This is a genomic window from Sphingobacterium composti (assembly GCF_009829075.1).
GTDB classification, from domain to species: Bacteria; Bacteroidota; Bacteroidia; order Sphingobacteriales; family Sphingobacteriaceae; genus Sphingobacterium; species Sphingobacterium composti.
Genome location: NZ_WUQZ01000026.1, coordinates 1 through 20,626, shown reverse-complemented (window position 1 = coordinate 20,626; position 20,626 = coordinate 1). Strand labels below are relative to the sequence as shown.

20 protein-coding genes are annotated in these 20,626 nt (G+C 34.7%); 5 read left to right on the top strand and 15 right to left on the bottom strand.

Annotation, left to right across the window (positions count from 1 at the left end):
• Nucleotides 1-47 precede the first annotated feature (47 nt).
• Complete coding sequence (locus GOQ17_RS14075; protein WP_159638401.1) at nucleotides 48-476, bottom strand: CBS domain-containing protein; 429 nt, start codon at nucleotides 474-476, stop codon at nucleotides 48-50.
• A 289-nt stretch (nucleotides 477-765) separates the two neighbouring features.
• Between GOQ17_RS14075 and GOQ17_RS14070 the strand changes: the two genes are divergently transcribed.
• On the top strand, nucleotides 766-1,971 hold the full coding sequence (locus GOQ17_RS14070) for a pyridoxal phosphate-dependent aminotransferase (protein ID WP_236537159.1): 1,206 nt from the start codon (nucleotides 766-768) through the stop codon (nucleotides 1,969-1,971).
• Nucleotides 1,972-2,033: 62 nt separating this feature from the next.
• Here GOQ17_RS14070 and GOQ17_RS14065 read toward each other — a convergent pair whose 3' ends face one another.
• From GOQ17_RS14065 to GOQ17_RS14050, 4 genes are read right to left on the bottom strand one after another with little or no spacing between them, the layout of a single operon-like run.
• Nucleotides 2,034-3,305 (bottom strand): glucose-1-phosphate adenylyltransferase, encoded by a 1,272-nt coding sequence (locus GOQ17_RS14065; protein WP_159638399.1) that lies wholly within the window; start codon nucleotides 3,303-3,305, stop codon nucleotides 2,034-2,036.
• Nucleotides 3,306-3,307: 2 nt separating this feature from the next.
• On the bottom strand, nucleotides 3,308-4,726 hold the full coding sequence (locus GOQ17_RS14060; RefSeq protein ID WP_159638397.1) for a glycogen synthase: 1,419 nt from the start codon (nucleotides 4,724-4,726) through the stop codon (nucleotides 3,308-3,310).
• 30 nt (nucleotides 4,727-4,756) lie between these two features.
• Nucleotides 4,757-6,667 (bottom strand): 1,4-alpha-glucan branching protein GlgB, encoded by a 1,911-nt coding sequence (gene glgB, locus GOQ17_RS14055; protein ID WP_159638395.1) that lies wholly within the window; start codon nucleotides 6,665-6,667, stop codon nucleotides 4,757-4,759.
• Between the two features lie 9 nt (nucleotides 6,668-6,676).
• Nucleotides 6,677-9,127 (bottom strand): glycoside hydrolase family 31 protein, encoded by a 2,451-nt coding sequence (locus GOQ17_RS14050; protein WP_159638393.1) that lies wholly within the window; start codon nucleotides 9,125-9,127, stop codon nucleotides 6,677-6,679.
• Between the two features lie 248 nt (nucleotides 9,128-9,375).
• On the opposite strand from GOQ17_RS14050, the gene queA reads away from it, so the two are divergent.
• Both queA and ispD read left to right on the top strand, forming a co-directional pair.
• Nucleotides 9,376-10,425: a tRNA preQ1(34) S-adenosylmethionine ribosyltransferase-isomerase QueA gene (queA, locus tag GOQ17_RS14045; RefSeq protein WP_159638391.1), complete on the top strand. Its 1,050-nt coding sequence runs from the start codon at nucleotides 9,376-9,378 to the stop codon at nucleotides 10,423-10,425.
• Between the two features lie 77 nt (nucleotides 10,426-10,502).
• Nucleotides 10,503-11,195 (top strand): 2-C-methyl-D-erythritol 4-phosphate cytidylyltransferase, encoded by a 693-nt coding sequence (ispD, locus tag GOQ17_RS14040; protein ID WP_159638389.1) that lies wholly within the window; start codon nucleotides 10,503-10,505, stop codon nucleotides 11,193-11,195.
• Between the two features lie 9 nt (nucleotides 11,196-11,204).
• On the opposite strand, the gene GOQ17_RS14035 is transcribed toward ispD, so the two are convergent.
• The 9 genes from GOQ17_RS14035 to GOQ17_RS13995 form a co-directional block, all read right to left on the bottom strand.
• Nucleotides 11,205-11,357 carry a lmo0937 family membrane protein gene (locus GOQ17_RS14035; protein WP_159638387.1) on the bottom strand — a complete coding sequence of 51 codons (153 nt, stop codon included), beginning with the start codon at nucleotides 11,355-11,357 and terminating at the stop codon, nucleotides 11,205-11,207.
• A gap of 88 nt (nucleotides 11,358-11,445) precedes the next feature.
• Nucleotides 11,446-12,216, bottom strand: coding sequence for an MBL fold metallo-hydrolase (locus tag GOQ17_RS14030; protein ID WP_159638385.1), 771 nt, complete (start codon nucleotides 12,214-12,216; stop codon nucleotides 11,446-11,448).
• Nucleotides 12,217-12,363, bottom strand: coding sequence for a hypothetical protein (locus tag GOQ17_RS16430; RefSeq protein WP_236537158.1), 147 nt, complete (start codon nucleotides 12,361-12,363; stop codon nucleotides 12,217-12,219).
• Between the two features lie 137 nt (nucleotides 12,364-12,500).
• On the bottom strand, nucleotides 12,501-13,508 hold the full coding sequence (locus GOQ17_RS14020) for a glycosyltransferase (protein WP_159638381.1): 1,008 nt from the start codon (nucleotides 13,506-13,508) through the stop codon (nucleotides 12,501-12,503).
• Between the two features lie 4 nt (nucleotides 13,509-13,512).
• Nucleotides 13,513-14,463 (bottom strand): glycosyltransferase family 2 protein, encoded by a 951-nt coding sequence (locus GOQ17_RS14015; protein WP_159638379.1) that lies wholly within the window; start codon nucleotides 14,461-14,463, stop codon nucleotides 13,513-13,515.
• 35 nt (nucleotides 14,464-14,498) lie between these two features.
• On the bottom strand, nucleotides 14,499-15,104 hold the full coding sequence (locus tag GOQ17_RS14010) for a DUF4199 domain-containing protein (RefSeq protein ID WP_159638377.1): 606 nt from the start codon (nucleotides 15,102-15,104) through the stop codon (nucleotides 14,499-14,501).
• Between the two features lie 3 nt (nucleotides 15,105-15,107).
• Complete coding sequence (locus GOQ17_RS14005) at nucleotides 15,108-15,776, bottom strand: hypothetical protein (RefSeq protein ID WP_159638375.1); 669 nt, start codon at nucleotides 15,774-15,776, stop codon at nucleotides 15,108-15,110.
• Between the two features lie 4 nt (nucleotides 15,777-15,780).
• Nucleotides 15,781-17,049 carry a dihydroorotase gene (locus GOQ17_RS14000; RefSeq protein WP_159638373.1) on the bottom strand — a complete coding sequence of 423 codons (1,269 nt, stop codon included), beginning with the start codon at nucleotides 17,047-17,049 and terminating at the stop codon, nucleotides 15,781-15,783.
• 194 nt (nucleotides 17,050-17,243) lie between these two features.
• On the bottom strand, nucleotides 17,244-17,813 hold the full coding sequence (locus GOQ17_RS13995) for a UbiX family flavin prenyltransferase (RefSeq protein ID WP_159638371.1): 570 nt from the start codon (nucleotides 17,811-17,813) through the stop codon (nucleotides 17,244-17,246).
• 348 nt (nucleotides 17,814-18,161) lie between these two features.
• Between GOQ17_RS13995 and GOQ17_RS13990 the strand changes: the two genes are divergently transcribed.
• Nucleotides 18,162-18,815, top strand: a complete 654-nt coding sequence (locus GOQ17_RS13990) for an ankyrin repeat domain-containing protein (RefSeq protein WP_159638369.1) — start codon at nucleotides 18,162-18,164, stop codon at nucleotides 18,813-18,815.
• Here GOQ17_RS13990 and GOQ17_RS13985 read toward each other — a convergent pair.
• Entirely contained in the window at nucleotides 18,812-20,083 is a 1,272-nt protein-coding gene (locus tag GOQ17_RS13985) for a DUF2851 family protein (protein ID WP_159638367.1), read from the bottom strand. The genes GOQ17_RS13990 and GOQ17_RS13985 overlap by 4 nt on opposite strands.
• An 88-nt stretch (nucleotides 20,084-20,171) precedes the next feature.
• Here GOQ17_RS13985 and GOQ17_RS13980 point away from each other — a divergent pair.
• On the top strand, nucleotides 20,172-20,626 hold a 455-nt coding region (locus tag GOQ17_RS13980), incomplete at its 3' end, for a DUF4372 domain-containing protein (RefSeq protein ID WP_159638365.1).

The following is a 20,626-nucleotide window of genomic DNA, read 5'->3' as shown; positions in this document are numbered from 1 at the left end:
GATAATATGTAGTATTTAAAATTATAACAATGCTGTTTAAACTAGAATTAGCTAGTAATATAGCTTTGCAAATGATCTATCGTCTGTTTTTGATCTTCGATGATAAATTTCACTAAATCACCAATAGATAACATACCTATTACTTGATCATTTTCCACAATGGGTAAATGTCGGAAATGATTATTAGTCATTAATACCATACAACTTTCAATAGAATCCTGTCGAGTGATGGTATATGGATTAGCAGTCATCACCTCAGATAGAGCTGTAACTTTTGAAGATTTACCGTGCAAGACAACCTTACGTGCATAATCTCTTTCTGTAAAAATACCCAAAAGCTTATCGTTTTCGATAATTAGTAAAGCACTGATGTTCTTTTCCATCATTATTTGCAAAGCTTCTAAAACAGAAGCGTGTGAAGAAACAGCGTAAATAGCCGCTGATTTAGACTGAAGAATATGGTTAACAGTTTTCATAATCTTTAATTTATTTAATCCTAAAAAGGAAAAATGGTTAACTCTTTATGGTTATGTGCAAGCGGTTGTAATTAACTGTTTTAAAAACCTCTTAGATAAATATAATTATTTTACATTGATAATCAATATTTTAAAAAATAAATATCTTATATGTAAACAAAAATCCAAAACAGTAGAAACGAAATAAAACTATACATCTAATATCAAAATTTCATTCTTCCATATGTTTTGTTAAAATATTCTTAAATCTGATAGCAAAATGTTTTTATATAATTATATTTGTACCACTATGAGTACAGCATCATATTTATCAGACAGAATCAATAGCCTTTCAGAATCGGCTACATTGAAAATGACCAAATTAGGTCGCGAGTTAGCAGCCAAAGGTATTAATGTAATAAGCCTTAGTGTTGGTGAACCAGATTTTAATACACCGACGCACGTTAAAGATGCTGCAAAAAAGGCATTAGACGATAATTTCACAAGATACTCACCAGTTCCAGGATACCCAGATTTACGTCAAGCGGTCGTTAACAAATTAAAAAATGAAAACGGATTAGATTACGATATTTCACAAATCGTTGTATCTACAGGTGCTAAACAATCATTATCAAATGTAATTCTTACATTGGTAAACCCTGGTGATGAAGTGATTATCCCAACTCCTTACTGGGTTTCTTACTCAGAAATGGTAAATTTAGCTGAAGGTAAATCTGTATTTATTGATACAGATATTGAGAGCAACTTCAAAATTACACCAGAGCAATTAGAAGCAGCTATTACGCCAAAATCTAAAGTCTTCATGTTTTCTTCTCCATGTAATCCGACAGGATCTGTTTATAGTAAAGAAGAATTAGAAGCATTGGTAAAAGTATTTGAAAAACACCCAAATATCTTTATTATCTCAGATGAAATCTATGAGCATATCAATTTTGTAGACAAACACGAATCAATTGCGCAATTCGATAGTGTAAAAGATCGTGTAATTATTATCAACGGTTTCTCCAAAGCTTTTGCTATGACAGGCTGGAGATTGGGTTACATTGCTGCGAACAAAGAAATCGCCGCTGCTAATGACAAACTACAAGGTCAAACTACCTCAGGTACATGCTCTATTTCACAGCGTGCTGGAATAATAGCGTACGAACAAGGATTAGACTCTGTATACGAAATGAAAGAGGCTTTTGCTCGTCGTCGTCAATTGGTTTATGACTTATTGAATGATATTCCCGGAGTAAAAACAAACTTACCAGAAGGTGCGTTCTATTTCTTCCCAGAAATTAGTTCTTTCTTTGGTAAAAAAGATCCAGAAGGAAATGTAATAAAAGATTCTTCGGACTTAGCATTATACCTATTAAATTTCGGACATATTGCTACTGTAGGTGGAGACTCATTTGGTAATAACAATTATATCCGTTTATCTTATGCAGCTTCGGATGACAATCTGAAAGAAGCTTTAAGAAGAATGAAAGAAGCTTTAGGCAAATTAGCTTAACGCTATAATATAAAATTAGCAAAGGTAAAGGGCTTCAAAATTAAATTTGAAGCCCTTTAATATTAATGACCAATCACAGTTCCGTTAGGAATAATTGCATTTTTCTTTATCACTACTATTCCATCACAGATTGTATATTGATCTGAATCTTCATCACTAAGATGTACACCACCTACTATCCGTACATCATTGCCTATTCTACAATTTTTATCCAATATTGCATTTTCTATATAACATCTTTCACCAACTCCAATTGGTGGCGGTTGCTGCGTATTAGTTTTTTCTACAACAGTATTTAAATCCTCATAATAATCAGATCCCATCATATAAGTTCGCTTAATAACCGTACTTCGCCCAATGCGAGAACGGATACCAATTACAGATTGCTCTATTTTATCTCCCAAAATTATACAACCATCTGCTAGTAAAGCATTATTTAAAGTTGACCCAGAAACTTTAGATGGTGGTAACATGCGTGGACGTGTAAATACAGGCTCTCCAAATAAATTAAACAATGGAATATTATCGGTCAAACTAATATTAGCTTCGAAGAATGAGGAAATAGTACCAATATCCGTCCAATAACTATCAAATGGATAACTCAACACCTTACTATGACTAATTGCCTCTGGAATAATCTCTTTTCCAAAATCCATCCCTGGGTTTTCAGCTAATAATCGTGAAAGTACCCCTTTTGAAAAAACATAAATACCCATTGAAGCTAAAAAATTCCGTCCTTGATTAGCTAAATTATCAGGCACTTCTGAAGTCCAGTCAGGCAACAAATCAGATGAAGGCTTTTCAATAAAAGATAGGACTTCGCCATTCTCACTTGATTTTAAAATACCAAATCCTGTAGCTTCTTTTCCAGTTACTGGGATTGTACCGATAGTAATTTCACCACCATTTTTCACGTGATAATCAACCATAGCAGCATAATCCATTTGATACAATTGATCCCCTGAAAGAATAAGTACGTAGTCGTAGTCCACGTTCACTAAATTCTTCTGCGTACGACGTACCGCATCGGCAGTACCCTCAAACCATCTGTCCCCCTCATTAGTTTGTTCAGCGGCTAGAATATCTATGAAACCTTTACTAAACACACTAAAATTGTATGTGTTTTTGATGTGCTTATTCAGTGAAGCCGAATTATATTGTGTTAAAACAAATATTTTGTTATAACCCGAATTTAAACAGTTAGAAATCGGAATATCGACCAATCTATATTTTCCTGCAATTGGGACAGCTGGCTTCGAACGTTGGTCGGTCAACGGATAAAGTCGAGTACCACGACCTCCTCCTAATACAATGGATACAACTTTGTGTGACATAATTATTTGAGTAACTGGTTATATAAATCTATATATTTTTGTGCTGATTTATCCCATGAAAAATCAAGAGACATTGCTTTCTTTGTAATATCTGACCATTTCTTTTCTTTAGAGTAATAGTCTAAAGCTCGCTGAATCGCATTAACTATACTTTCTACTGTGAAATCCTTAAATACAAATCCATATCCTTCCTCTTCATTCACATCAATAACAGTATCTTTCAATCCGCCTACTCCTCTAACAATAGGAATAGTACCATATTTTAGTGCGTATAGTTGGTTAAGGCCGCAAGGTTCTACACGTGATGGCATCAGAATAACATCAGAAGCTGCATATGCTTCATGTGCTAATGCTTCATTATATCCAAAGTAAACAGCTATTTTTGGCGCATATTTAGAAAATACTTGTTTAATATCTGCCTGAATTTGTTCATCGCCCGAACCTAAAATAAATATAGTTAATTTTTTTTCATTGTTCGAATAATAATTATCCATTACAGCGGCTAAGATATCTGCTCCCTTTTCATGTGCAAATCGACCGATATATGTCAATAATAGTCCTTCACTTGAAATTCCACTTTTCTCACAAAAGATTTGCTTATTTTTCTTTTTACCACTCTTAACTGTCCGTGCATTATATTTGCTATTAATCAAAGGATCATTTGCTGGGGTCCAAATATCTAAGTCAATCCCATTAACTATACCGTGAGCTTTATAGGATTGTTCTATGAATAAGCCTTCTAGTCCTTTAGCTTCATGCACAAGCTCGCCTAAATAACCTTCCGATACAGTAGAATATGCATCACAACAGCGGATTGCAGACGATAAAGGATTGATAGATCCACTCCAATCCAATAATCCCCATTTCCATGTGTCAAATCCTGGAAGAAGAATTCCTTTATTCCAATTCATCCAACCTTGGTATTGCCCGTTATGAATAGTAAATAATGTTTTAATATTCGACAGCTCCTTAAAGTCATTTCCATGCTTTAATAAAAAAGGAATCAGCCCTACATGATGATCATGACAGTTAATAATATCTGGACGAATATTATTATTCAATATCCAATGTAAAAAGGCATGTTGAAAAGCCAACCATTGTTCGCTATCATCTGCATATCCGTATACTTCTTCTCTATCAAGAAAACCAGGAACCTTAATAAGATATAATGGAAAACCTAAAATTGATTCATCAAGATGAAAAACAGTATAGTCAAGATATTGTGATCCTTGATTAAATCCACCTTCTGCTACAATTTCAAGTTCATAAGATTTAACAAAAGGTTTATCGTACCAAGGCATGACTACACTGGCATCAATCCCAAGCTTCCGTTGATATTTTGGTAAAGCACCTACCACATCTGCAAGCCCTCCTACTTTAGCTACTGGATAACACTCTACACTTAGATGAATGACATTCATACCGTATTATTTGTTTAGGTTGTAATTTTATTAGGTTGTCAATTTTAATATTATACCACCCAAAGGAGGTAACTTTAAGTTCACAGAATTTTCTTGATTCATCCAATGGATAGCCTCAGATTTAATATTTCCAATCGTCAGGCCTGTACCAAAATAATCCATCTCATCAGAATTGAAAACAACTTCCCAATTTCCTACTGAAGGAACTCCAACTCTATAGCTATCTCGAACTACTGGTGTAAGGTTCAATACCACGACCAAATCATTAGATCTATCGTGACCTTTACGGATGTAAGCTAATACACTATTATCAGCATCGTTAAGTTCTAACCATTCGAATCCTTCGGGACTGAAAGCTTTTTCGTACAATGCTGGTTGCATTTTATATAATGCATTAAGTTTCTTCAAAAATTCAAACATTCCTTTGTGCGGAGGGAAAGCCATCAAATGCCAATCTAAAGATTGATTTACATTCCATTCGGAAGTTTGTCCAAATTCACCTCCCATGAATATCAATTTTGTGCCAGAAAAGGTGTACATGAACAAATATAGTGCACGTAAATTAGCAAATTTTTGCCATTCATCACCAGACATTTTATTAACTAAGGATTGCTTGCCATAAACTACTTCATCGTGTGACAAGGGCAACATAAAATGTTCGTGATATGCATAAACTGATGAAAACGTCAATTGACTATGATGATATTTACGATGAATTGGATCTTCTTTGAAATAATTTAATGTATCATGCATCCATCCCATCATCCATTTCATACCAAATCCCAATCCACCATCATAAGTAGGTTTACTGACGCCTGGCCAAGATGTAGATTCTTCTGCGATAGTTTGTACATCTGGATAATTAGCATACACAGCTTCATTGAATTCTTTGAGGAAATGTACGGCTTCTAAATTCTCTCTTCCGCCGAATTCATTGGGTATCCACTCTCCTTCATTTCGTGAATAATCTAGGTACAACATGGATGCAACAGCATCTACTCGCAGGCCATCTATATGATAACGATCCAACCAAAAGATAGCATTACTGATAAGAAAAGAGCGTACCTCATTATGTCCATAATTGAAAATATATGATTTCCAATCAGGATGAAATCCTTTACGCATGTCTTCATGTTCATAAAGAGCCGATCCATCGAATCGATAAAGTCCATGCGCATCGCCAGGAAAATGTGATGGCACCCAATCTAAAATTACGCCAATATCATTTTTGTGTAATTGCTCTATAAGAAACATCAATTCCTGCGGTGTACCATATCGAGATGATGCGGCAAAATATCCCGTAATCTGATACCCCCATGATGGATAATAAGGATGCTCCATTATAGGCATAAATTCAACGTGTGTAAAACCAAGCGTTTTCACATATGGAACTAGCTTTTCCGCGATTTCTCGATAGGTCAATAGACGATCAGGGTCATTGGGGTCACGTATCCAAGATCCAATATGTAATTCATATACAGACATTGGACGATCTAATCGATTTTTTTCATGTCGATCACGCATCCACTTATCGTCTTGCCATTGATGCCATGTTGTAGAGACGACAGAAGCCGTTTTTGGAGGAATTTCCATTGCAAGCGAAAATGGATCAGCCTTTTCTAAGATTTCTCCATTATAAGTTTCAATTCGGTATTTGTATACTTCACCAAGACCAATATTGAATATCACACCTTCCCAAATACCACTTTCATCCCAGCGGACATACAATTCGTGACTATATGGATTCCAACCATTGAAGTTTCCAATCACGGAAATCTTTTTAGCATTAGGTGCCCATACGGCAAAGTATACGCCTTGTCGTCCGTCCAAAAAGACAGTCTGTGAACCAAATTTTTCATATAGACGATAATGCTTTCCACTTCTAAACAGACTGATATCGAAATCTGTGAATAGGGAAAAAACTTCAACAGCTTTACTCATAATAGTATATTATTCAATGGTTAATTTTTTAAAATCATTATCTACCAAAATGTATTTATTACCATCTTCATCAGTTTGAAAATCTAATGCTATTCCATCAACCATTACTTTCTGAGAAACAAATGGTAATCCTATAGGGTAAATTTTATAATCATCGTATCTTTCAGTAAATAATCCTTCACGCTGTTGCAATAACTTCACACTAGTTTTTGTACTATTCTGTATGAAGTGCTTTTCTAAATATATATTTTGCTCGTAAGCGAAAGTATCTCCATGATCTGTATAACCATAACTATGATTTTCGCCTTCGTCGAAATACATTAATAGTTTAAGCGATTCCATTTTTTTCTCACCAGTATATTGCATCACGGGATATTCAGCCATCACTGTACCTGCTTTTACAAAAATTGGCATTTCATCAAAAGGAGTTGCTATTTCTATTTCGTTTGCGCCCTTGTACATCGTATTATTGAAATAGTAATACCAATTACCTTGCGGTAGATAAACAACTTTTGATTTTTGTCCAGGATTTAGAACAGGTGATACCAAAATCTTATCTCCAAAAGCAAATTCTTCCTCTCGCAATAAGTTCTTATACACATCCTGTTCTAACATTGCCACAGGCCTTAGTATCGGCAATCCGTATTTATGTTGTTGCCAAAAGATTGAATAAATATAAGGTAGCAATTTATAACGTAATTCAATAAATTTTTTACAGATTGCTTCCCATTCTGGACCAAATGACCACGGTTCTCTATCAACAGTGTCACCTGCGGAGTGTACACGCATAAATGGTGAGAAAACACCAAATTGCATCCAACGTGTGTATAGTTCTCCGTCTGGATTTCCCGTAAAACCTCCAATATCTGTTCCACAGAAAGACAAACCCGACATGGATAGACGTTGCAATTGTAATGTACCGATCCTTAAATGTTCCCATGTAGCAATATTATCTCCCGTCCACACGGATGAATAACGTTGAGTCCCTGAATAAGCTGCACGTGTAATCGTGAAAGGTCTTTTATTACGATATAATTTTTTCAATCCATCATATGTGGCGCGTACCATTTGCATCCCGTAAATATTATGCGCTTTGCGATGTGAGCCACGATATCCTTCGTAATAATGTCTAACATCGTCAGGGAATGTTCCTTTACCAAAAATTGCTGGCTCATTCATATCATTCCAGAAGCCTGCTACTCCATCTTCTACTAAACCCTTATATAAACCTCCCCACCATTCCCTTACTTTAGGGTTCGTATAATCAGGAAACTGACATCGCCCAGGCCAAACAAATCCTTCCATGAAATAATCGTCTCCACGTCTACAGAAGTATTTGTTATCTTGCCCTTCTTTGAACACCCAATAATTTTCATCAACCTTAATTCCAGGGTCAATCATTACTACAGTCTTAAATCCATTAGCAGCAAGATCAGAAATCATTTTTCTTGGGTCTGGAAAATATTTCTTATTCCAAGTAAAGCATCGATAGCCATCCATATAGTCAATATCTAAATATATGGCGTCACAAGGTATTTCACGCTTACGAAATTGCTCTGCGACGTGACGTACATTAGCTTCTGGATAATAACTCCATCGACATTGATGATAACCGATAGCCCACATTGGAGGAAGGTAATGCGTACCCGTCAAGTCGTGATAACGCTTTACCACATCTATTAATTGTGGTCCGTGGATATAATAATATTGTAATTCACCACCTTCTGACCAAAAACTAGTTTGATCATTATGCTCGGCAGCAAAATCAAAATAAGTTTTAAATGTATTGTCGAAAAAGATGCCATATGCGTCACCTCCCGTCACACCTAAATAGAAAGGAATCGTTTTGTATAAAGGTTCTTGATTGAAAGCATAGGAATAAGTGTCCGAATTCCAATTTATAATTCTTCTACCTCTAAGATTTAGATGAGAAGCTTTATCTCCACATCCAAAAAACACTTCATCATTAAAAGCTTTTTTCGTAGCATACACGTAATAGCCACCAAAATCTTGATTCTCCTCCCAGTGCATTGGAGAATAATCAGAATTCATTAATTTCCCTTTAGCATCAGCAAAAGAAACTAAAAAATTCTTTTTAGTTATAGTGCAGGTAACGTTATTCGTGCTAACAAAATAATTGTTTTCGTCTTCAGAAACTTCATATGCATGAGGCTCGTGCTCCTGCTCTACTACAGCATATGAAAAATCATCTAAAAACACACCAATAGGTGCTAAACGTACTCGAATGATATCATCCGATACAATTTTAATTTCAACACGCGCCTTGCCATCGGAAAATATGTAGTTATTCCCCTCTTTAGTAAAGCTTTTAACATCTTGTAAATATGTCTTTTCAATGGTCGGTAAATCCAATACTGGATTATTAACGTGCTGAATATTCTCTAAAGTTTCCTCAGTAATTAGATCAGAAGCTATGCCTTCTTTCTTTGTGTCAGTCATAATTTAATAGTAATTAGTTTAGTCTGATTGTTTAATGGATTTTAAATTACAATTATTTTTCATAATCTTTTAATTAATTTTCACATTTCTTTTACTCTTCATAAAACACTTGATAAAACCCATTTGTTTAATTCTCATTTTAGCATCATATATTTACGTAATAGTGCGATAATATTCTTTTAAATACGTACCTTTGTATGCTTTTAGCTAGCCCTGTAAGCTGGCAAATAAACATTAAACGGATACAAATGAAATTATCACAATTTAAATTCAACTTACCTGAATCTCTATTAGCAAATGAACCTTCTGAACACCGTGATGAAGCACGTCTAATGGTACTTCATAAGGACACTGGTAAAATTGAGCATAAGATTTTCAAAGACGTTCTAGATTATTTTGATGATAAGGACGTAATGATTTTGAACAATACCAAAGTATTCCCTGCACGTATGTATGGTAATAAAGAAAAAACTGGTGCTACTATCGAAGTTTTCTTATTACGCGAGCTTAACAAAGAATTACGTCTTTGGGACGTATTGGTAGATCCAGCTCGTAAAATCCGTGTTGGTAATAAATTGTATTTTGGAGATGATGATTTATTAGTAGCGGAAGTAGTAGATAACACAACTTCAAGAGGACGTACTATTCGTTTCTTATTTGATGGAACTGATGAAGAATTTCGTCGTAATATCGAAATATTAGGTGAAACACCACTTCCGAAATACATAAAACGTAAAGCTACTCCTGAAGATAAATTCCGCTACCAAACTATCTACGCTAAAAATGAAGGTGCTGTAGCAGCTCCAACTGCTGGACTACATTTTTCACGCGAATTGATGAAGCGTTTGGAATTAAAAGGAATTGACTTTGCAGAAATCACTCTTCACGTTGGATTGGGAACATTCCGTACGGTAGAAGTTGAAGATTTGACTAAGCATAAAATGGATTCGGAACAATTCATCATTACTGATGAAGCTGCACGTACTGTAAATAAAGCATTGGATAACAAAAGACGTGTTTGTGCTGTTGGTACTACTTCTATGCGTGCTATTGAATCGGCAGTCTCTGCTGATCGTCGCTTGAAACCAGCTGCAGATTGGACAAGTAAATTTATTTATCCTCCTTACGATTTCAGTATTGCTAATTCGATGATTACAAATTTTCACACACCAGAATCAACATTATTAGTAATGATTGCGGCTTTTGGTGGTTATGAAAATGTGATGAACGCTTACGAAGTAGCTGTAAAAGAAAAATACAAATTCTACAGTTACGGTGATGCCATGTTAATCATTTAAGATTTTTAATAATATTTTTCTATATTTTTGAGCGTGATTATTTTCAGTCACGCTTTTTTTATAATCTCAAATCTATTATGCTAAGTCGTGTTGTTATAATTGCTGCAGGAGGAACAGGTTCTAGGTTAAATGCAGATCTACCAAAGCAATATATGTTGCTAAATGAAAAACCTGTATTAATGCACACTATATCTGCTTTTGAAGCACATGCAGATAAAATTATAGTAGCGATACATGCAGAAATGATTGATTATTGGGGCGAGTTATGTGAAGAATACAAATTTGATATTCCTCACGAATTAGTATTAGGAGGAAAAACAAGATTTCAAAGTGTTCGCAATGCTATAAATTATTTAGAAACACGTTTTCCAGACTTTTTTTTTCATGAGGATACTACCATCGCTATTCACGATGCTGCACGCCCTTTGGTAGAAGAAAGTTTAATAGAAAGATCGTTTGAAATGGCATTTGAAGGAAAATCAAATGTTTTGGCACATAAAAGCACAAATTCAATTCGAATAGGTACTCATCATGCTAATGATGCTGTAGATAGAGAAACTGTTTGGCAGATTCAAACTCCACAAACTTTTCCAGCTCAAGTACTTCAAGAAGCTTATCAACAACTGGAACTTCCAACTTTTACTGATGATGCCTCAGTCGTAGAAAAAATTGGCTATTCCATCCATCTCATTGAAAGCAGTTATAAAAATATCAAACTGACTTTCGCAGAAGACTTTGAAATAGCCAAACTGTATGCACATACAAAGTAAACTTATTTACTAAGCATTACCGCGTATGATTCGTAATAATACAACAATGATTGCAATTACCAACAAAATGTGGATGATACCACCAGTTGCATAACCTCCCAAGAAACTAATCGCCCATATTATTACCAATACCACTGCGATTAAATAAAGTAGATTTCCCATATTTCTAAATTTTATAATTGTGAACCTAGTGAATTAATTATTTTAGGTTATAACAACTAAAAATTAGAAAAGTTTGATAATCGATAAATTATTTTGTCTCGAAGGTTAGCTGATCGTATGCAGGAAATACATTGGGGGGCAGTATGGACTGAATATACTCATGCGAACCAAATCGATGGCTTATATGAGTCAAATAAGCTTTTGAAGGATTTATTTCTGCAATAAAATCAAGGGCTTCATCTAACGTGAAATGTGAAATATGTGTTTCTTCTTGCAGAGCATTCACCACTAATACATCCACACCTTCCAAAACTGATTTTGATTCTTGAGTCACCGTCTTAGCATCTGTGATATAGGCAAAATTTCCTATTCTAAATCCTAAAACGGGCATCTTATAATGCAATACTTCAAAAGGTAAAATAGTAGTTCCAAAAATATCAAAAGTATCAAGCGGTCGAATCTCTTTTAATTCTAACTGCGGAACACCAGGATATTTGATCGCTGAAAAAGCGTAATAAAATTCGCGCTGTAATGCTTCCAAAGTCGCTGTATTGGAATAGATAGAAATGGCTTTTTGTTGTTGGTAGTTGAATGCACGAACATCATCCAATCCTGCGATATGATCTTTGTGCGAATGAGTCATTAGCACTGCGTCTAAATGCTTGACACCTGCTCGTAACATCTGATACCGAAAGTCCGGTCCTGTATCAATAACAATATTGCGACCATTATCTAATTCGATTAGAATAGAGGAGCGTAAGCGATTATCATGTACGTCTGTAGATGTACAAACCACACAATCACAAGCTATGACTGGCACACCTTGCGAAGTTCCCGTACCTAAAAATCTAACTTTCAATTATGCTTCTTGCTTTTTGATCAATGACTTATAAAATGTCCATTGCTTGTCGTCCAAATCTTCTTTAGTAACTTCAAATTCTCTTAAAAGCAAAATCAACGAATTGATTTTAATTTCTAAGTTTGAGAACTTGTTTACAATAATCATTTTTGTATTTTGTATAACACAAGCGCCCGTTTTAAAATTCCCCTTTTCATAACGAACCTTATATCCCAAATCTAATAATAGATTTTCAATTTTGTCTAAATTATATTGTGTAATAGAAACCACGATAAATAATAAGATTACTTAGAAGTATTTTTATTCAACCAAATACGATCTATATAATTTGTCATAAAACCTGTACCATACGCAAAAAGTTGTGTGTATGCAGCTATTACTCCATTCAACGCCACAGCAAGACTTTTAGTCGCAAACAATGCATGCACAAATAACAAAACTGTGTACATCACCAAAAAGCTATTACCTAAATACACTAATATCTGCAAAGGCCTGAAGTCTGTAAATATGCTGTAATTAATTATATTTAATACGATCAGTGTTATAACCCCAAAAGTAAAAACTGCTGGCAAAGCATGAACTAATTTTAATTCTTTGGGATATAGTATTGAAATATCTATCCTACCTTTCCCAAAAGCATTAGTTTGTTTATAAAACTGAGGAAAGCTAGTTCTTCGCTTATGATATACATACGCCTGAGGAATCAAACCTACTTTAAACCCCGAATTTATCATGCGAATACTGTACTCGATATCTTCTGAGCGTCGCGATAACTTATAACCTCCAATAGTTTCGAAGATTTTTCTCGAAATCCCCATATTAAAACTTCTCGGATGAAATTGCCCTACATGTTTATTATTTCCTCTGATCCCTCCTGTCGTAAAAGGACTTGTCATCGAATAGCTTATTGCCTTTTGAATAGTAGTAAAAGATTCATGTGCTGCATCTGGACCTCCAAATGCATCCAACTGGTGCTCGTTGATTGCCTTCTCTACAATCTCTAAATATGTATTAGGAACTAAAATATCCGAATCAAATACTATAAAGTAATCACCTTTTGCGCGTTCAAAACCATAATTACGTGCAAAACCCTGTCCTTCGTTATTCTTCTTGAAATATTGGATATCCAAACGATCTGAAAATGACCTAACAATTTCTTCCGCAGTTCTACTCGATCCATCCTCTACAATGATTACCTCAAATGATTTATAAGTTTGTTGCAATAATGATGTCAACAATTCCTTAATTTCTTCTGGTCTGTTGTAAAGAGGTATAATGATAGAGAAAAACATATACTTAGATTACACGTTCAATATGATATTTATTTCTTTCTGAACTATTTCTAGAAAGCAATTCCGCAATAAAACCAGTCAAAAACAACTGTGTACCAATCATAATCGCCAACAATGATAAGAAAAATAAGGGCTGATCAGTCACATTACGATAATCCGTACCATTTGCAATACTCATTAACTTTTCACTAATCAAATAGACCGTGATAAAAAATCCAATGAGAAAACTAACTACACCAACAGGTCCAAAAAAATGCATTGGACGTTTACCAAACTTTCCAACAAAGAAGATTGACATTAAATCAAGAAAGCCTTTCACAAATCGTCCAGGTCCAAATTTAGTCGTACCATATTTACGGGGATAATGCTGTACTACCTGTTCTTGAATATTTGTAAATCCAGCCCACTTTGCAATGACGGGAATGTAGCGATGCATTTCACCATATACTTCAATACTTTTAACCACGTCTTTTTTATAAGCTTTCAAGCCACAATTGAAATCATGTAAATTGTCAATTCCAGAAACACTGCGTGTAACAGCATTAAACAATTTAGTAGGAATAGTTTTTGTCAAGGGATCATAACGTTTTTGTTTCCATCCAGAAACTAAATCTGCACCTTGATTCATTACTCTATCGTATAATTCTGGAATTTCGTCTGGACTATCTTGTAAATCTGCATCCATCGTAATCACGACATCCCCTTGCGTAGCAGCAAAGCCAACATTCAATGCCGCAGATTTTCCGTAATTTCTTCTGAACTTGATTCCTGAAATTTGTTCGTGCGTTTTCTTCAAATCCATTATCACTTGCCAAGATGAATCCTTGCTACCATCATCAACTAAGATAATTTCATAAGAAAAATTGTGCGTTAGCATAACGCGACGAATCCAATCAGTTAGTTCAGGCAAAGATTCTTCTTCGTTGTATAACGGGATTACTACAGATATATCCATTTTTTATATCGTACTTATGGTTAAGGTGTTCAGAATTAGTTAAAATTTACTGGTTGCCCATGCGAAAGCTTCTCATTACGCGTAATAGCAGCTAAGATTAGCGAGAATATGAATTGCATTAAAATAGATATCATCAAACTACGAAATGTATCTTTCACAGTTAGTTGCCCTAATGAATTCATTTGTTCCTCTAAAGTTGCAACACGTGAATCAATCACATCATCCGGCGCTCCACTATTTTCCAATTGCTCAATAGTGATATTAATCGTGTTACGCAAAACTTCCTCTTGCAAACTTGGGTTGATAACATGGACAAAAACAGTAGTAGATACTGTGGCTAGCACTGTAGACACCAACAACATTAAAAATGTCGATTTTAAAGCAATTGAAAAATTCCAGAAACCTCCATTAATTTTACGTAATGAATAAGCAAACACCAAGGCAAAAACCATATACAAAATTGTATTGATAATAAACGACATTGACGTCAACACCCAAAACGACTGCATATTACGGCTTATAAATAATACTATTAAGCCTAAAATAAATGAAATTACCCCTAAAATAACACCGTATTTAATACTTTCCTTTTTATTGTAAGAAGCATTAAATCCAGCTTCAGCGAATTTACCTTCGACCATATCTTATTTATTGAAATTAACGATAACTTGATAAATTGCTGTTTCATACGACTTATTCGATGCATGAGTAGAGAATTGCTCTAATTGCTCAGCTGTAGGATTCGGTTCGTAAAAGAATGAAACAATTGGGTTGAATAATTCATACAACTCTTCCATTGGACCAACAGTCTTCGCTACTTTAGCAATCTCTGAATAATCAGATTCTACCAAAATTTGGTTTGCGATCACTTTTTCGTAGATACGGTGTTCATCTTGAAATTCATCTTCTTCTACCAACAAGAATTCTTTTAGGTAATCATCCAAATCGGCCTCAATTTCGTCATCTGCGCATTCTTTCAAATACAAGAATACATTAAGCAATTCTGTACCACGATCCAATGTATCTTCTTCTATTTGCTCCCATTCTTCTGAATCCAAATAATCCTCTTCCAGCTTTTGAACATCTTCAGCAAAGAAATTAATCATCAACAAATCAAAAGCAAGTTCTCTCAATTCATCAAAAGGTTGGTAATCATCAAACACCGCATCCAACGCTTCCACTTTTTCCATGAATGGAGCATCTAATTCAAAGGCATTTTTGAGTGCAGCATAAAAATCTGAACTTTCAATATTTTCGATTGATGCGTAAGAAGCAATACCTGCTTCTAATGCATTTTGTACTTTTCTATCCATAGTATTAATTATTTAAAATCAATTGGTTATTATTTACAACCAATTTTACTTTACCTGTAAGTTCGCTTCCGAACAATGGGTTGTTTTTACCTTTCGATTTATTTGACTTTTCGTCAAATATCCATTTCTCTTTTGTATCAAATACAACTAAATTCGCCTTTGCTCCTTTTTCAATTGTTGGTAAATCCAAACCAACCACTTTGCGCGAACCAACTACTAATTTATCAACAATTTCCTCCTCAGACAACCCTGCCTTGAGCAAAATAGGCAGTACTGTTTGCAAACCAGTGATACCATTCTTAGCAATTTGGAATTCTACAGCTTTGAATTCTATTTCTTGTGGGGTATGTTGTGATACAATTGCATCAATAACACCTTCCTTTAAACCTTTTAATAACGCTTTTACATCTTTTTTCGTGCGCAATGGTGGACTAACCTTGTAGTTAGAATCAAATCCCACGACATCATCATCCGTAAATAATAAATTGTGAGCAGCCACATCACAAGTTACTTTAATTCCTTTGGCTTTTGCTTTCTTAATTAATTCGACGGATTCAGCTGTCGAAATAGTTGTAAAATGAATAGGCGCATCGTTATATTCTGCCAAGTAAAGATCACGTGACACCATTAGGGACTCTGCTAAATTTGGAATTCCTTTCATACCCAAGTAGGTACTCATTACACCCTCATTCATTTGATTACCTCCAGCGATAGAATCATCTTGCGCAAAAGATATTACCAATCCATTGAATCCTTTAGAATACAATAATGCTCTACCCATTAGACCAGCCTGTTGTACACTTCTGTTACCATCGCAAAATGCTAATGCACCATTGATCTTCATATCGTACAATTCAGCCAATTCATTACCTTCACGTTTTTTTGAAATCGCTCCTATTGGATGTACATCCACTAAATTACCTTTAGCTGCATTAACCAATAAAGAAACTTCAGAGCGGCTTTGGATCGAAGGGTTAGTGTTAGGATGAACCGCTATTCCAGTAAAACCTCCGGCTGCTGCTGCAGCTGTTCCAGTATAAACATTTTCTTTAGTTTCGTAACCTGGCTCACCAATATTGGTATTCAAATCAAAAAAACCGACACTTACTACTGCTCCTGATGCATCTACAGTTTGAACATTTTTTTCCGAAATGGCTAATTTATCAGCTATATCTGCAATTACTCCATCTTTTATCAATATATCGACTTGTTGACCATGAAAAGTATGACCTGGTGAAATCAATTTGGCAGAAGTAATTAGAAATGTACTCATGAGATATTAATTCTTAAAAAATATTGGAATTTGAAATTTTAGTTTTAGGGATAAACACGGTAGATAACACATCATATCCATAGAAATCGCATTGAAGCTGCCCCATAAATAGACGATATTTTTGTGTTTTTTCATCAAAAGACAAATGTACACAAAAATGCATTTAGACAAAGAAGGATTTTGAGCGTTAATCGTTATTTCTCTCCCCAACGATACGTATCGATTTTCAAATCGATAAGTGATAATACTCTATCTACAACAGTAGAAGCAATATCTTCCATGGATTGGGGCAAGCTATAGAATGAAGGAGAAGCTGGACAAATTATTCCACCAGCTTGAGTTACAGTAGCCATATTATTAATATGGATTAAGTTCAGTGGTGTTTCACGCGTTATCAGCACTAATTTCCGACGTTCTTTCAATATCACATCAGCTGCACGTGTAGTCAAATCTGACGAAGTCCCTGTTGCAATACGCGCTAATGTTCCCATCGAACAAGGACAAACGATCATACTATCGTATTGTGCAGATCCAGACGCAAAGGGTGCCATGAAATCATTTTTTGAATAAAAGGTAAAATCATAATTTTGGTAAGAATCATTTCCTAACTCATATCGCCACACATCCTTTGCATTATCAGACATGACTACTCCTACATTAGCAATTTGATCATCTCCAAGCATAGTGAGTTTGTCCAATAAAACTTTAGCGTAAATAGATCCAGACGCTCCCGTAATTGCAACAATTATCTTCCTTTTATTCATAAAAACAAAGCTAAATAAAAAAGGGTCGAATAAGAAATATTCGACCCCTACATCTACCTATGAAAAACATGCCCTTGGGGAGGGCATAACAAAAGTAAGAAGAGTTTTCTTAACTACAAGAAAAATGCATTAATTCATTAACACTTCAAATAAATTTGTAGTTATCGTACTACAAAGCATTTTAACAAGCAAAAACGTAAGCAAAAATCACAAAAACTTAATATCACATCGCTTACTTTATGACACTTTGAATTAAAATTTTATTAAGACCCGAATTGAAAAATTATCCACATAATCTGATTATTTTAAATATTTTTATTTACTTAGGAAGCACAAATATTATAGACTATGGGGATTACAAATCTTGAAGAATATATTGAGACAGGAAATCATTTGGATTTAGAACGACTATTGAATAATAATGCTTCCTTACTCAAAGAGAAAACTAGTCATGATATCTCTCCACTTTTGCTTGCTTGCTATTATAATAAGCCTCAAATTATTCAAGTAATCCTTAATTATACCACCAGTATTACTATTCATGAAGCATGTGCTGCAGGTTTGCTCCAACACGTCCAAATGATGATTGAGCATAAAAAAGAAATTATTGAGGAATTTTCTTCTCATGGTTTTACACCATTAGGAATAGCGACACACTTTAACCAAGAGGACATAATTCGCCTATTATTAACACACAGAGCAAATCCGAATATCCCTTCTCAAAATGGCTATCAGGTATTTCCTATTCATGCAGCTTTCAATAACAACAACGATTTAATTAGTAAAATGCTCATAGAGGCAGGTGCAGACGTGAATGTGAGACAACATGGCGGTCTTACGCCTTTGCATTTTGCTGCACAACATGGAAATATTGATTTAATAATTATACTCTTGGAACAAGGTGCTGATATCACATTTAAAACAGATGCTGGCGATTCTGCTGCTGACCTAGCTGCAAAGAAAGGATTTAGAGAAATTGCTGAAATTTTAAATATTTCTTAACGACTTAAAACACTATATCCAATCGCACAATCCAAACATTTTTTTTGTGCACAATAATTTTTGTATAAATGCAATAATGCTTGCAAATCAGCTGCGTTATGCACCTTTATGCCACATGTTTGAAAACTGGTAATGACTTTATTTTTTTCTACATGTAATTGTTGTAACCAATCAATAGCTTTGTTTTGTAGGTCAGCATCACCAACATATTTTCCATAGGCAAACAATACAGGCACAAAGGCATTTAAGAGAATATGCTCTATAAAGTCTTTCGTTAAGAATGTTTCATGAGGGCGTCGTGAAGGTTTATTAAAGTGAAAATGTTCTGCCCAATATCCTGATGTGCTTATCGATTCCAGACTTTCTTTCAGCTCTCCAAGAGAAGCTGAGCGCATAAACTCAAACCATTGTACTCGCTTACTTATAAGACCGATAAATTGTGCTAAACGGAAAGTCGGAAAATTAAATGGTCGCATACGCAAGAATTTCCATTCTAATGCGTTCATACTTTTTAAACCATGTAGCTGTCTTAAATAGTCAAATTCTGTTTTTAAATCTAAATAATAGTCTTCAGTATTCTTTTCGCTTGACAAAAATCCTGCACTGCCAAATAATAATGCTTCTAATTTAAAAGAATTATTGCTGTATTTGAATAGCAAATTAACGTTTATATTAAACATTAACTTCTCAAAAGCACCGCTATTGACCTTCATTCCAAATGCTCTTCCCAATGCTATCAATTGAATCTTCTCCCAATCATATCCTATAATGTTAGACCACAATTTTATATCTTTAATTTTTAGCTCAAGGCGTTCTATAACCAAGCGATCTAGCCATGTAGAAATAGTTAATTCCGATACCTTATATAGAAGATTTTGACAAGCTATCCATTGCTCATTTTCCATTAAGTATTGGTATTGCTGCAATAACGTATGATCTACATACCTCTTCAATTCTAAAGTAGGCATAATTGATCCATCCATACGAATAACTCGCTCTTCAGAAGTATTATCCCATACTACATGCAATATCGTTGAATTATAACGAGGATCAAGATGATGCTCATGTTTTTGCCAATCAATAGATTTGACATGCAGTTCAATATTGCCAACCCACAATCTATTATGAATTTCAACTTTTGCTAACTCAAAATCAGGACCAGCATCATTATTTAGTTGTCCAAAATCTAAAATACGTATCGGATCTCCATTCGTTGTAATTAAGGAGGATTGATTAATTAGCTTATAACGCCAAATAAAATGAAGCAACAGAAGCGTCCTAAATAAGGAAAAAAATGGCGGTGGATTTATATAGCAGAGATTGCTATATTTATTTCGCTAAAAACCACCAACCGCCATGGTAAATATAAATGTATTTTTTCAAATATTAGGACTAGTAAATCGCAATATTTTCAACAAATTGGTTCAACAATATCAGTCCGATAAACATCACAAGGGAATTAATAGCTGGACACATTTTGTGAGTATGCTTTTCTGCCATCTTTCATCGGCTGATTCCGTTCGTGATATCTCTAATGGTCTTCGTAGTACTACAGGAAACATGAGTCATATGGGTATCTCTAGAACGCCTAGCAAATCCAATCTTTCCTACATTAACAAACATCGTGATCATCGTCTATTCCGAGATCTTTACTACAAACTTTTAGATCATCTGTGGCATAAAAATTCTCCTAGACGAGCTGAGCTTAATAGGCTTAAACGTAAAGTATATCTCATGGATGCTACTATTATTCCCTTATGCTTAAGTGTATTTGACTGGGCTAAATTCCGCAGTGCAAAGGGAGCTGTTAA